The 14,794-nt window shown below is 33.0% G+C and carries 10 protein-coding genes, 1 tRNA gene and 1 riboswitch; of the genes, 6 read left to right on the top strand and 5 right to left on the bottom strand.

Features of this window, described 5'->3' with window-relative positions:
• Nucleotides 1–24: 24 nt before the first annotated feature.
• From ACVEGE_RS02475 to ACVEGE_RS02495, 5 genes are all read left to right on the top strand, one after another.
• Nucleotides 25–1,905 carry a glycosyl hydrolase family 8 gene (locus tag ACVEGE_RS02475; protein WP_192501994.1) on the top strand — a complete coding sequence of 627 codons (1,881 nt, stop codon included), beginning with the start codon at nt 25–27 and terminating at the stop codon, nt 1,903–1,905.
• A 98-nt stretch (nt 1,906–2,003) separates the two neighbouring features.
• Nucleotides 2,004–4,676 (top strand): beta-1,3-glucanase family protein, encoded by a 2,673-nt coding sequence (locus tag ACVEGE_RS02480; protein ID WP_192501993.1) that lies wholly within the window; start codon nt 2,004–2,006, stop codon nt 4,674–4,676.
• Nucleotides 4,677–4,785: 109 nt separating this feature from the next.
• Nucleotides 4,786–6,924, top strand: a complete 2,139-nt coding sequence (locus ACVEGE_RS02485) for an RICIN domain-containing protein (RefSeq protein ID WP_458008613.1) — start codon at nt 4,786–4,788, stop codon at nt 6,922–6,924.
• A gap of 137 nt (nt 6,925–7,061) precedes the next feature.
• Nucleotides 7,062–7,424 carry an ISAon1 family transposase N-terminal region protein gene (locus ACVEGE_RS02490; RefSeq protein ID WP_458008540.1) on the top strand — a complete coding sequence of 121 codons (363 nt, stop codon included), beginning with the start codon at nt 7,062–7,064 and terminating at the stop codon, nt 7,422–7,424.
• 13 nt (nt 7,425–7,437) lie between these two features.
• Nucleotides 7,438–8,391 (top strand): ISAon1 family transposase, encoded by a 954-nt coding sequence (locus ACVEGE_RS02495; RefSeq protein ID WP_370567000.1) that lies wholly within the window; start codon nt 7,438–7,440, stop codon nt 8,389–8,391.
• A gap of 143 nt (nt 8,392–8,534) precedes the next feature.
• Here ACVEGE_RS02495 and ACVEGE_RS02500 read toward each other — a convergent pair.
• From ACVEGE_RS02500 to ACVEGE_RS02510, 3 genes are all read right to left on the bottom strand, one after another.
• Nucleotides 8,535–8,608, bottom strand: a tRNA-Asp gene (locus tag ACVEGE_RS02500).
• A gap of 357 nt (nt 8,609–8,965) precedes the next feature.
• A complete protein-coding gene (locus ACVEGE_RS02505) occupies nt 8,966–9,496 on the bottom strand; it encodes a DUF4252 domain-containing protein (protein ID WP_173856467.1) in 531 nt (176 codons plus the stop codon).
• The gene (locus ACVEGE_RS02510; protein ID WP_173852930.1) at nt 9,493–9,774 is read right to left on the bottom strand and encodes a hypothetical protein; all 282 of its coding nucleotides are present in this window, start codon (nt 9,772–9,774) and stop codon (nt 9,493–9,495) included. Before ACVEGE_RS02510 ends, ACVEGE_RS02505 begins: the two co-directional genes overlap by 4 nt.
• Nucleotides 9,775–10,048: 274 nt before the next feature.
• Here ACVEGE_RS02510 and ACVEGE_RS02515 point away from each other — a divergent pair, with 274 nt between their 5' ends.
• A complete protein-coding gene (locus ACVEGE_RS02515; RefSeq protein ID WP_173852929.1) occupies nt 10,049–11,506 on the top strand; it encodes a S41 family peptidase in 1,458 nt (485 codons plus the stop codon).
• A gap of 111 nt (nt 11,507–11,617) precedes the next feature.
• Here the strand turns inward: ACVEGE_RS02515 and ACVEGE_RS02520 are convergent, their stop codons facing one another.
• Nucleotides 11,618–12,646 carry a YncE family protein gene (locus ACVEGE_RS02520; protein ID WP_192501501.1) on the bottom strand — a complete coding sequence of 343 codons (1,029 nt, stop codon included), beginning with the start codon at nt 12,644–12,646 and terminating at the stop codon, nt 11,618–11,620.
• A 3-nt stretch (nt 12,647–12,649) separates the two neighbouring features.
• Nucleotides 12,650–14,485: a TonB-dependent receptor plug domain-containing protein gene (locus ACVEGE_RS02525; protein ID WP_192501500.1), complete on the bottom strand. Its 1,836-nt coding sequence runs from the start codon at nt 14,483–14,485 to the stop codon at nt 12,650–12,652.
• 31 nt (nt 14,486–14,516) lie between these two features.
• A riboswitch (cobalamin riboswitch) is annotated at nt 14,517–14,727 on the bottom strand.
• Between the last annotated feature and the right edge of the window lie 67 nt (nt 14,728–14,794).

Below are 14,794 nucleotides of genomic sequence, written 5' to 3' on the forward strand. Positions count from 1 at the left end.
TGAGAATCTAAAAAACCTACAATCATGAAAAAAACAACTACTATAACTAAGAATTTCTTAATAATTCTATTTACAGTAATGAGTTTAAATATTACTGCACAAACGCAAGTATTCCCCGCAAATAAAAATTACAATCAAGGGCTGATGCCTAGCAATCGAAATAGTCAAGATGCAATTGCCAATTATACTATTTGGAAAACAAACTTTTTAGAACAATGTGGTAACGGCCGTTATAGAGTAAAGTTTGATGACCCAAGTAAAACAGTCTCTGAAGGTATTGCATACGGAATGTTGCTAACTGCTTATGCTGGCGAAAGAACCATTTTTGATGGTCTTTGGAATTATTATAAAGATAATAGAGATGCCGCAGGATTGATGAATTGGAAAATTAACGGTTGTATTGGCGGTGCGGCTGGAACAGGTGGCGCGACAGATTCTGAAGTTGATGCTGCCATGGCACTCATTGTAGCTGATTATCAATGGAATTCTTCGGGGGTTATTAATTATAGTAATGACGCCAAAACTTTAATTAATGCCATAAAAACACACGAAGTTGAGCAAACTACATTTGTACTTAAACCCGGTGAATTTGGTGGCACATCTATTACCAACCCTTCTTACTTTGCTCCTGCTTATTTCAGGAAATTTGCTTTGTTTATGAATGACTCATTTTGGGATAATGTTGCTAGCAAATGTTACCAAATAATCAACAACAACCTCTCTGTAAACGGAGCAACTGGAGGATTAGTTTCTGATTGGTGTACAGCCTCAGGAACTCATTCAAGTGAAGCTTATAACTATGCCAACGGAGGTACTAAATACTCTTATGATGCAGCACGCACTCCTTGGAGAATAGCAGTAGATTATGTATGGTATGGTAATGCAGACGCTAAAAATTATTCAAAAAAAGCATCTGAATTTGTAAGGGTAAATCTGGGTGGGACTAAAAATATTGTTGATGGTTATAATCAAAATGGGACTAAATCAGGCCAATATCACAATGCAACTTTTGTGGGTGCTTTTGCAACGGCAGCAATGGGAGGTGATAATCAAGATCATTTAAACAACTCCTATTCTGATTTAATTACTCTAAACGAACCTTACTCTTACTACAATCAAACACTTAAAACACTGTATTTATTTCTTTTAAGCGGAAATTTCTATTTGCCTGATTCAGCTGCTGTAAACCCACCAGGTAACGGTATTTCAAATGGAGTTACCTATAAAATTATTGGAAAACAAAGCGGTAAAAGTGTTGATGTCACTGATATTTCAGTAAATAACGGTGCAAATATTCAGCAATGGACTTACGGTGGTAGTGGTAATCAACAATGGAAAGCCGAGAGTATTGCTAATGGTTATTGGAAATTAATAAACAGCAACAGCGGAAAATGCTTAGAAGTTGGTTCCTACTCAAATGCTGACGGAGGCAATATACAACAATGGGATTATGCAAATCATGCCTATCAGCAATGGAAAATTGAAGCTACCGGAGATGGCTCATATAAATTAATCAATAGAGGAAGTGGTAAATCAATGGATGCTGCCGGAAATAATGATGGCTCTAATATACAGCAATGGTCATATGGTGGTGGTGGTAATCAAAAATGGTTTTTTGATAAGGTAGACGGTATTTCTAAAAAAAATATCTCAAAAATAGCAGTGTCAGATAGCGCTTCTGGAAAATTGTTCCCTAATCCAAGTTCTGGATTCGTATCACTAGATACAAGCGAAAATACTAGTGTAAAAGTGTTTGATTTTAGTGGTGCCATTGTTTGGCAAAAAAAATTCTTTCAAGAAGAAAAGGTTCTTATGGATTTAAGTGAATTAAAAACGGGAATTTACATTGTACAAACCGATGTAAATGGTACTGTTGAATCTCATAAACTAATTATCCAAAAATAAAAGAAGCTATAAGTCTAAAACTTTTAATCTTTATAGTGAGCTTCAGATAAAAAATTAACCTACGGTTCAATAAAAGTTGAATCATTTTAAATACAATTATGAAAAAAAATAAACTAAGAGGCTTTATTACCTCTTTAAAAACGATCCTTCTACTCTTAATATCTAGCTTTATTTATGGTCAAGGAGCAATCCCATTTACCATTAATAATACCTCAACATTTAATGACAATGAATTATATGTAGCAATTGTAGGTATTGATAACAACAGTGGAAATCATGTTTGGGTAAATGCCAAAACGAGTCAAGTATTACCGATGGACGCAACATACAATACAGTTACAGGACCCACTATTAACGGAAACAAAGGCCCAGGATTAAATTCAAAATACGCCAATTGCTTCACAAAACTAAGTGACATTCCTAACAAAACTTTTACTTTGCCTTTGATTTCTGGCTGTAGAGTTTTTATTGCTAGAGGACAACAATTGTATTTTTATTTTTTTGGAGCTAACGGAGCCCCTTCTGGCTATACTTCACCAAATCCTTTAAATGCATCAGACCCTAATCAAGGCATTTTATACGAAATTATTGAGTTAACAAATAATCAATATGGTTTTTTCGGAAACCCATCAAGAGTCGACTCGTATAAATACCCAATGGGGCTTGAATTGTTTGGAACTAATGGCTATCAAAAACGTGTAGGAGAACTAAAAAAACATGAAGATATTGTTGCTGCTTTCAAAGCAAATGTACCAACTGAATTTCAAGGCTGCGTAAACAATACAACAGGAGAAATTACAGCACCATCTAAAACACCCGCTTTTGCAGACGGAACAAATGGAACAACAGCTGGAGCTCAAGCCTTTTATTTGAAATCCTATATTAATCAAATATGGGAAAAATACAAAAATGAAGATTTGATATTTTACGCTGGTAATGCAGGCGTTTTTAAAGGTAGAATTATAGGAGAACAATTAGAAGTGGTTGGACAATCTGGTGGTTTTACTGGACGCACTGGAAGAGTTCAAAGCAGACCTTCAACTCAAGAAGCTCTTGAAGGCAAAGGTGTTTTAGATAGAAGATTAGTTGACGGAGATTTAGATCTTGTTATTCAAGCACAGTTAACAGCTGCCATAAACAGACACGTTATTAATGTAACAACAACAAATCCTGGACAACAAAATTGGTATGATGCGTCAAAATTCTACCAAGCTAATCCTACAAATCATTATTCAAAATTTTGGCATTTACCAGGTATCAGTGTTGATAATTTGTCCTACGGATTTGCTTATGATGATGTAGCAGATCAATCTCCATCACTACACACATCACAGCCTACTAAGGTTGTTGCTACTTTTGGAGGTTATGCCAGCTCAACCCCATCCATACCAGCAACAACAGATGTTGTTACTGCTTATAATGATTGTAATTATGGCGGTTTTTCTGGCGGTTTAACTATTGGTGATTATAATTTAGCTCGTTTAAAAGTATTAGGATTGCAAGAGGATGCCATTTCATCGCTGCGAGTTGCTAAAGGCTTTCAGGCTATATTGTTCCAAGACGACAATTTTAGTGGTGCTTCTACAAACATTAGTGCGGATATTAGCTGTTTTGATGCCATTTGGAACGATAAAGTGAGTTCTATTCGAATTCTTGCAAATGGTGCAACAAATCTAGGAAATACAACCTACTATTTGCAAAGCAGAAACAGCGAATTAAACATGGAAGTTACCGGTTTAAGCAAAGCTGACAATGCTAATATTGCACAAGGAACTCCTACAACTGCTGATAATCAAAAATTTATTTTTACCCATTTAGGTAATGGGTTATACAAAATCATAGCAAAAAATAGTGGTTTGTCTCTAGATGTAAAAGCATTTGACAAAGCAAACGGAGCCAATATTGAGCAATATACCTACGCAGGATCCTCAAATCAACAATTTGTATTAGTTTCAACTGGAGATGGATATTATAAAATTGTAGCCAAACATAGTGGAAAATTAGTAGAAGTAGCTGCTTTTAGCACTGTCAATAACGCCAACATTCAACAATGGGAAAATGTAGATCAGTTAAGTGGGCAATGGAAATTAGTACCCGCAACTACAACCGTTTCTACATTGATTCAAGCCGAAGACTACTCTTCAATGAGTGGTATCCAGACAGAAACCACCACTGACACAGGAGCAGGTTTAAATGTTGCTTATACTGACACTGGTGACTGGATGGCCTACAAAAACATCAACTTTGCAACATCTGGTTTTTACTTAATAGAATACCGAGTAGCAAGTGCAGTTAATGGAGCTAAAATATCATCTGACCTCAATGCTGGATCAATAGTACTAGGATCACTTGATATACCAAACACTGGGGCTTGGCAAAATTGGCAAACAATATCACATACCGTAAGTGTAAATGCTGGAACCTATAATTTTGGATTATTTATTAAAAATTCAGGTGTAAATATCAATTGGATAAAAATAACTAAAACAGACAGTACAGCTAAGTTAAGCGTAGACTCTGAAATTAAAATTCAAAATTTACAAGATGACACAACACTTATTATTTATCCAAATCCAGTGGAGAATACATTGTTGTTTTCTAAAGATATTACAGGAATTACTGTTAATATTGTTGACTCTCAAGGAAATTTAGTTACGCAACAAAAAATAAGTAGTAATAGCCTTGACGTATCTCAACTAAAAGGGGGGATTTATTTTATAGTGTTAGAAAAAGAAGGTGTAAAAACTGTAAAACGATTTATTAAGAAATAAAAAAAACTTTAATATATTCAATCTATTAAAAAATTATTCAGTTTGTTATGATTTGCTTTATTTGCAACGTATAGCAACTGAATAATTTTAATAACACAAAATTAATTTTATGAAAAAAGAATATAAAACAACTTTTATCTTATTGTTTTTTATGACAATGGGGTATTCCCAAAATTGGCAACTGGTTTGGCAAGACGAATTTAATAACAATACTATAAGTTCCGATTGGGTTTTTGAAACAGGTTTTGGGGTAAACAATGAACAGCAATTTTACCGCAAAGAAAACGCAACAGTATCCAATGGGAAATTAATTATAACTGCTAAAAAAGAATCTTTTGGCGGAGGTAATTACACTTCGGCTAGGATGACAACTAAAGGAAAAAAATCATGGAAATACGGCAAAATAGAAGCCAGTATTGCCATGCCTTCTTTTCAAGGAATATGGCCTGCCTTTTGGATGTTAGGAGATAATATTGATTCTGTTCAATGGCCAATGTGTGGCGAAATTGACATAATGGAACATGTGAACACAGGAGGAGATATCTATGGCACAATTCACTGGGACGATAACGGGCATGTACAATATGGCGGTCCTACAAACACCAATGTAACAGCATTTCACACTTATGGAATTGAATGGGATGAAAATACTATTAAATGGTTTTTGGATGGAGTAAAATATCATGAAGTTAGTATTGCAGGGAACGTAAATAGCACCGATGAGTTTCATAATAATTTTTTCATTTTATTTAATTTAGCTGTTGGAGGTGATTGGCCTGGACAAAATATCGACAACAATGGTTTTCCTGCAGAAATGCAAGTAGATTATGTTCGAGTATATCAAAAGGTAAACACCCCGTCAATACCTGCAACTATAGATGTTGTTACGGCTTATAAAGATTGTAATTATGGCGGTTTTTCTGGCGGTTTAACTATGGGCGATTATAATTTAGCACGATTAAAATCACTGGGACTGCAAGAAGATGCAATCTCATCTTTGCGAGTTGCCAAAGGTTTTCAAGCTATATTGTTTCAAGATGATAATTTTAGTGGTACTTCTACAACAATTACTGCTGACAAAAGTTGTTTTGATATAACTTGGAACAACAAAGTAAGTTCTATTCGTATTCTTGCAAATGGCGCAACAAATCTAGGAAACACAACCTACTTTTTGCAAAATAGAAACAGCGGATTAAACATGGAGGTTACCAGCTTAAGCACAGCTAACAATGCTAACATTGCTCAAGGAAACCCTACTGCCAGCGATAATCAAAAATTTATTTTCACACATTTAGGAGATGGATTATACAAAATCATAGCAAAAAACAGTGGCTTATCACTAGACGTAAAAGAATTCGCCAAAACAAATGGTTCCAATATCGAGCAATATACTTATGCAGGATCTGCAAATCAACAATTTATATTAGTCCCAACAGGAGATGGATATTACAAGATTGTAGCCAAACATAGTGGGAAATTAGTAGAAGTAGCTGCTTTTAGCACTGCCAATAATGCTAATATTCAACAATGGGAAAATGTAGACCAATTAAGTGGCCAATGGAAATTAGTACCAGCAACTACAGCGGTTTCTACTTTAATTCAAGCCGAAAATTACACTTCTATGAATGGTATTAAAACAGAAACCACCACAGACACAGGAGGAGGTTTAAATGTAGCTTATACTGACACAGATGATTGGATGGCATACAAAAACATTAACTTTCCAACATCTGATTCTTACTTGATAGAATACAGAGTGGCTAGTGCTGTTAATGGAGCCAAAATATCATCTGACTTAAACGCAGGGTCAATTGTACTAGGTTCACTAGATGTACCCAACACTGGTGGATGGCAAAACTGGACAACGATCTCACATACTGTAAACGTCAATGCTGGAACCTATAATTTTGGATTATTTATTAAAAATTCGGGTGTAAACATCAATTGGATCAAAATATCTAAAACAGATAGTACAGCTAAGATAAGTGCTGACTTTACAAGTAAAAATCAAACTTTAGAAGCCGATAAAATACTTGCTATTTATCCAAATCCAGTTGAGAATATGCTTTTATTCTCTAAAGATATTGCAGGTACTAATTGCAATATTGTTGATTCTCAAGGTAGTTTAATTTTACAACAAAAAATAAGCTCCAATAGTCTTGATGTTTCTATGCTCAAAGCAGGAATATATTTTATTGTTCTAGAAAAAGAAGGTATCAAAACTGTAAAACGATTTATTAAGAAATAGTGATTTATCTTCTCAGTAAAAATAATTTTAAAAAAAGCCAGTAAAAAATAATTTTACTGGCTTTTTTAGGATCAAGTCTAAAAGTTGTGGGGAAATATTAAAAAAGGGATATTTGTGTTTTTAAAAATAAGATACAAATGCAAGATTCTTTTACCGAACTTCTCAAATTATTACTACCCGAAATTATTGTTGACTATTTTGAGTTAACCTCATACAAGAAAGCAGATGAAGTTTTGCATTTATACTTAAAAGAGATTAATTCCCCCCCTAAAGAATATCGTAATGAGAAACTAAGTTCCAAGGGATTCTTTGATGAAATAACAGTTCAAGATTTTCCCATTCGAGGACATCAGGTTTATCTTCATATCACACGCAGAAGATGGCTTAATGAAGACACTAGTAAAGTTGTATTTAGAGATTGGAATTTAGTAGCAGACGGAACTCGAGTAACACAAGAGTTTGCGTCTTTTTTAAAAGAGATCAATAGATTCCAAGGCTAATGACTGTAATGCCATAGCCTCTTTTTATGGAGTTAAAGGAAAAAATCTACAACATCAATACAAGGATTTTTTAAGTAATTTTAAAATTTGGGATCAAAAACCACATGCTAAACAATGGCTTCTATTTGCCCAAAATATTGGCAAACGTTTGTCTATAGACGAAACTTCACTATCCAATGGTGAACTCTATACTATTTTGACAAACAAAACTGCAAAAGGAAGAAAAGGAGCTATAGTAGCTATGATTGCTGGCACTAAAGCTGAAACAGTAATTTCAATCATTGAAAAAATCCCAATTAAGCGACGAAATTTAGTCACTGAAATCACTTTAGATATGGCAGGAAATATGGGTCTAATCGCCAAGAAATGCTTCCCAAATGCAACACGAGTTACTGATAGATTTCATGTACAAAAACTAGCTACAGAGGCTTTACAAGAAATAAGAATAAAATACCGTTGGCAAGCAATAGACCACGAAAACGAGGCTATAGAAAAAGCTAAGAAAAACAAGAAAAAATTCGAACCTACAATTTTATCAAATGGAGATACCATTAAGCAATTACTAGCCCGAAGTCGATACATCTTGTATAAAAACAAATCAAAATGGTCAGAAAAACAAACGGAAAGAGCCAAATTGCTATTCGAATTATACCCCGATATTGAAAAAGCGTACGGATTAGCTCAAGATTTACGAAATGTTTTTGAAAACACAACTGATAAAATATACGCACTAACCAGATTAGCTAAATGGCATGAAAAAGTAAATCAAGCAGAATTTAAATCCTTTAATACAATATCTAGAACGATACAGAATCATTATCAAACAATACTAAACTACTTTGATAACAGAAGTACAAATGCGTCTGCAGAATCTTTTAACGCAAAGATAAAAGCTTTTAGGTCTCAATTTAGAGGAGTAAGAAACATCGAGTTCTTCCTTTTTAGGCTAACAAATATATATGCCTAATTTTTACTTCCCCACAGGTTTTCGTTATGATCCCTTTTTTATTAAACATGTAATTATAAAAAATGTGAAATTGTAGTAATTCACAACTTAAATATGGAAATAAAAAAAGCCTTTCAATTTCTTGAAAGGCTTTGCAATTTTTGCGGTCTGGACGGGACTCGAACCCGCGACCCCCTGCGTGACAGGCAGGTATTCTAACCAACTGAACTACCAGACCCACTGCTCTATTGCGGTGGCAAAGATACAACAGAAGTCGGATATTACAAGCGTTAAATGCAATTAAAAATTATTATTTTTTCAATAAAAAACCAACTCACTGATTCTTAATAGCAATCAGAAAAAATTTAACATTTTAAAAATCTAATAATTTCCCAAAAACAGCGGAAACAGCTACAATTAGCTATTAAAAGTTTCTAAACTCATTCAAAAGAGAGAACATTTACCTCTAACTAAATCGCTAATTTCATAAACTAATACTCTTATAACAAAAAAAGGATCTAACTTTATTGAAAAGTTAAATCCTTTTTAATCTTTAAATCAGCTCCTAATCCTAATAAACTTTTGCGAAAGCAGCCTATTTTCTTGACTTAGTTGCTTTTTTCAAATCATCTCCACCAGGAATTTTCATTTTATCAGTAAGAACCGAAATCTCATTAAGATCAAAGTCACCCGTTAATGACATCAAAACTGTTTCATTAGCTTGATTAGCTCCTTCAATAAACATCAACAACTCTTTTATATTTGTATCACCAGTAGTAGATTTCACTAATATGCGAATGTTTTTTCCGTTTTCATTTACACGCATCAATTCTTCAAGACCAGCAGTTTTTACATACTTATCTGCAGTTAACTTCATATCAGCAGCAGCTTTAGTATTGGTTGTAGTAAATACTTTTAAGTTGTCTAATTTTTTTATTAGATTCATGTATTGTTGCGTTTCCTTATCTGACGCATCCACTTTTACCTTACTCATTAAGTCAAACATTTTTTTATTGACTACAACTGCAGTAATATTATCTTGGTCATTAAACCTATCTAAACTTGCTTGCGCAAAAAAAGGACTAGCTATTAACAATAGTAATGATGTAATTATAAACTTTTTCATTTTTTCTTATTTATGGATTTTTTGAAAATTAAATTCTTTGATTCTTCGTATTCTCTAATATACAATACACTTTCTATGCCAACATTTACATTAGTAGATAACATCATCAATGCTTTTTGTGTTTCTTTAAAAGCTTGTTCAGGATTGTCACAAGTACCTAAATCATTATTTTTGGATTCAGAATTCCCATTAAAACAAAGTACTAAACTTATTAAGAGCACTATAGAAGCTATTATTAACCAATAAAAACGCTTCTTTTTATTTTCCGCTTGGCTCATATGTTCCAATTTTATGTTAGCAAAACTAATAAATTAATGATTGGTATTAAGTTAAAAATTCAACCTTCCTTTTAGAACAGTATAAAACAACAAACCAGCCTTTCATTTTCAATTAAATACCGTTATAATTTTTATCGAAATCAAAACCTGTTTATCTCAATATAAGTTTTGGCCATTTACTAATAATAAATTCATACTTTTCTTAAAAAAATCAAGCGATTAAAACTAAAGACACTATTTTTACGTTTATATTTTTATACCAAATCAGTAAAAAATGAAATCTACCTACAAAATTGCACTATTATTATTTTTATGCGGATTCGCTTTTCAGAGTTGTCAAGACAATGATGATGTAGCCACAGGACCTAACGACATAGAAATTCAAAACTTTATATGGAAAGGTTTAAATCAATATTATTTATGGCAACCCGATGTGCCTAATTTAGACGAAAAAAAATATGCCTCGCAAGATGAGCTAAACATTTTTCTTAAAGGCTTTCCCGTTCCTGAAGAATTGTTTCAAAGCTTACTAAATAAACCCTCAAGCCTATATCCTGACCCTACACAAGCTATAGATAGATTTAGCTGGATTGTTAGTGACTACCTAGAACTTGAAGGTCAATTACAAGGAACTACAAAAAACAACGGAATCGATTTTGGACTAAGTCTTGTATCTAATGATAGTGATGACGTTTATGGATATGTACGTTACATTATTCCAAATTCAGACGCTGCCACAAAAAACATCTTACGTGGTGAAGTATTTTATGCAGTTAACGGTACAAAACTTACTAGAAGCAATTATTCTAATTTGCTTTTTGGATCATCAGAAAGTTATACTTTAAATTTTGCTACCATTAGTACTGACGCAAGCAGTAATACTGTAGTCACTCCTAATGGCAAATCTATTGATTTGACTAAAACGGTCTTAAATGAAAATCCTATACTGATTAATAAAATCATTAATGAGGGTTCCCACAAGATTGGTTATTTAATGTACAACGGATTCTTTTCAAATTATGACAGCCAGTTAAACAATGCTTTTGGTAGCTTGATAGGAGTGACTGATTTAGTACTTGATTTGAGATATAATGGAGGTGGATCAGTAAATACGGCTACACAATTAGCGAGTATGATTACAGGGCAATTTAAAGGACAAACATTTTCTAAATTAAAATGGAACGATAAAAACAGTGATAACAATACTAATTATCAGTTTGTAGACCCTGCAAGCATCAACAGCCTTAACCTTACTACTGTATATGTTTTAACTTCTAAAAGCACCGCATCAGCAAGTGAAATGATCATAAATGGTCTTAAACCGTACATCAAGGTAGTCCAAATTGGAGACCTGACTTATGGTAAAAATGTAGCTTCGCGAACATTATATGATTCTCCCACTTTTGGTTCTTCTAATAGAAACCCAAACCACCGTTACGCTATGCAGCCTATTGTTGCACACATTGTAAACTCAGTTAACTTTGGCGATTACCTTGGTGGCTTAACTCCTGATTATTTATTAAAGGAAAAGATCAGTACTTTAGGTATATTAGGTGATAGAGACGAACCTTTATTAAGTACTGCGATTGGAAAAATAACAGGAACTGGTAGAATGATCAAACAAAACAAAGAAAAAGGTATAGAATACTTTACCGATTCTAAAGCATTGAATCATCAAAACCAAATGTACATTGAAAATACAACTGAAAGTATTTTGAAAGATTTGGACTAAAAATAATCATCCTTTTTAAAATAAAAAAGCCAGTGAATTTTCACTGGCTTTTTATTTATCCTTTTGAAATACCACTTTCAAAGAACAGTAACAGGACTATAAACCTATTAATTAGTTATTATCGTAAAAACCATTTGGTCCTCTACCAACATTTACTGATTTTAATACTACCCCTTTATCATTGTAAACTGTAACAACACCATCAGCTGTAAAACCACTAGCATCAGCTGTATAAATTCTACCATCAATTGCAGCAAAACCATAAAATGTAGAATAGTTATTATCCGCTACTGTTAATAAAGCCGTTTCACTAAAGCTTGCTGCATTTAAATCCATTACATAAACTCCTACTCCACTTGTATAATAGATTTTAGATCCATCGATATCCATATTGTAAGAATCCTTTAACGTAGTTGATTCAAAAGAAGTAGCAATATCTGTAGTAGTATTAATTTTGAATAATTTAGATTTATCACTGTTACCACATAAAACATAAACCATATTACCAGCAGCTTCTATTGAATTAATTCCTTCTTCAACAGTAATTGTCGTTGCAACAGTATTTGTAAGTGGATTAATAACTGTCACTTGGTTTCCAGAACCATAAGCACCATTCATTACATACAACTTTCCGTTTGCAGCAACAATACGTTCATCAGTTTTATCCAAAGCTATAGATGCGATGTATTCATAAGTGTTAGCATTATAAACAGTAACAGCTTTAGAAATAGCATTTGTAACGTATAACTTACCCTCTAGAACAACACTATAACGTGGGTTCTCTAGTTTTTCAGTAATAACCCCTAAATTTTCAAATGTATAACGATTTACAACCCTAACTTCATTAGAATTATTTACAACGATAAAAGCTTTATCCCCGAAAAAACTCATTGATTGTGCAACATCTCCTAAAACCGCTGTAGCATTTACAGCATTAAAAATATCATCTTGAAAAACAGATAAATCGTTTGATAAAAAAGATACCGAAGCATTTGGTGTTCCAAAATTCCCTTCGTTCAAAATAAAAACACCGTTGTCATAAACTCCCGCAGGGTTATTGTCATCTGAGTCATTATTGCTACAAGAAGTGAATAAAAAAGCAGATGCTAGAATTCCTAAATAAAGATTTTTTAATTTCATTTTTTAATAATTAAGGTTTAAATAAAGTGTTAAATTCCTACCCGGCATGTAACGGCTAGGCAACGTTTGATAATTTTTGTTCCAAAGGTTTCCTGCCTTTAGACCCAATTTAAAAGTATTTTTTTTACTGAAATTATAGTCTACGCCAAGGTTTGAAATGGGGTAACCGTCTAATACATATTTGGGATTATTATCCGAAGTTGTAAAAGCCTCCCCATTATATAAAAATTGATAATAAGCAGCTAGTTTTTTACGACTATAAGATAATGAAGCTGTTAGTTTATGGTAAGGAACATAAAAAAGTTGTTTTTGTGTTCTTTCATCTTTGGAATTAGTATAAGAATAAGTTCCACTTAAATCAAAATTGTGTTCTCTAAAATTCTTGCGCCATCCCAGCAGCACTTCGGCTCCGTATATAGTAACTTTATCTGTATTTATTGGGGACCAATCTCCTGAGTTCGTAGGCAACCACCGAATCATATTATCAATTTTTGAAAAATATCCTGTGACTGTAAATCGAACTTTTTTATAATTAAATTCGTTTCCCACCTCAAATTGATACGCATTCTCTGGTTTTAAATCAATGTTTCCACTTCCTACCCAATACAAATCATTAAAAGTTGGAATTCTATAATTCCTTGACAAATTGAATTTTAGTTCATAAAGCTTCGAGAAATTATAGTTTGAACCAATAGAAAAAAGCACCGGACTTTTATAAACATCTGAAAATTCCTTACGAACACTTCCTTCATAATTCCATTTTTCACTAAGAAAATGTTTCCAAAAGAAACTCACTCCTGCTATTTCTCTGCTACTTTCTCCAATTCCTGAACCCTGACCTTTATTACTGGTATAATCTATAACTGTAGTCGCTTTAATATTTTCGGCTAGTTTAAAATCTAAATTGTATTTAGCAATAAAACTTTTTACACCACCCGAAGTAAAACCATCTCTTTTAATGTCTTCAAAATAGCTGTAATGCTCTGTGATATAAGCCAGTTTCAAGTCGGTATCAAATTTGCCAATAGCACTACTCCACGTTAGTAAATTTCGAATATTATAATCTTGATATTTAGTTTTAGTAGCATTAGGAGATGTTAACGAAAAATGGCGTTCTCCATCATATATTTCGCTATAGAATTTAAGGCTATTTCTAGTATTTATTTTGTACCCAAAAGCTACATCAAGAGTATTATTGTAATATTCTCCATTACTATTTCTGCCGTCTTTTTTTACAAATTTAAAATCATTGTCTGAGCTGTTGCGACTAAAACTTGCATCAAAACTAATTTTATTTGTTGCAGCTGTAATCCCATAAGTAGCACTCAAAGTATTAAAATCGCCATAGTAAATTTGCAAATCGTTTTTAAAAGAATCTGTAAATTTTAAATCATTATTTAAATGAATAGTACCACCTATAGCACCACTTCCATAAACAATACTACCACCACCTGCTTTTACATCAATCGAGTTAAAACCACGTGTAGAAACTGTATTAAAATCTGTTTGCCCTAGTAATTGCGAATTGATATTGATTCCGTTCCAAACCACAACAGTTTGTTGCGCAGTAGTTCCCCTAAATGAGGGAGAGGAAACCATTCCTAAACCGTTTTCTTTAAAGTAAATAACGGTATTATAATTTAATAGTGATGTTAGCGAAGCTTGACTTCTACTTATCAAAGTATCACTTAATCGCTGAATGAATTGGGTGTTCGAGAAAGTCTTTAATTGTTTGTCTGATACAATAACTTCCTTAAGTCTATTAATAGTATCATGCTGCCCCAAAACACATTGGCACAAAAGCAAAAAGAAGTATAAAAAAAGTTTATTTCTAGTCATAATTTCTGAACTCTTTTTCCCGAGAGTTCGATATTTGTTAAGAAAAAAGGCAGGTCTCCTGGCTTGCGTCTTGTTGTTTACCTTCCCGAGAAACTGAAAATTTCAGTTAACTTAGTGGTTTTGTAGTAACAACAAGCATAATAGCTTACAGTTGCGGGAACAGCTTAGGTCTTGAACCTAATTCCCTTTTAATGTGATTTTTGAAAAAAAATAGTATCACAACCTCAATTCGAGTGCAAATATAGAATAAATGAAAGATATTATCGAAAATCCCGCTAGAATTAACCTTAATAAAAAACATAAACACAT

The sequence above is a fragment of the Flavobacterium sp. PL002 genome, assembly GCF_054165825.1.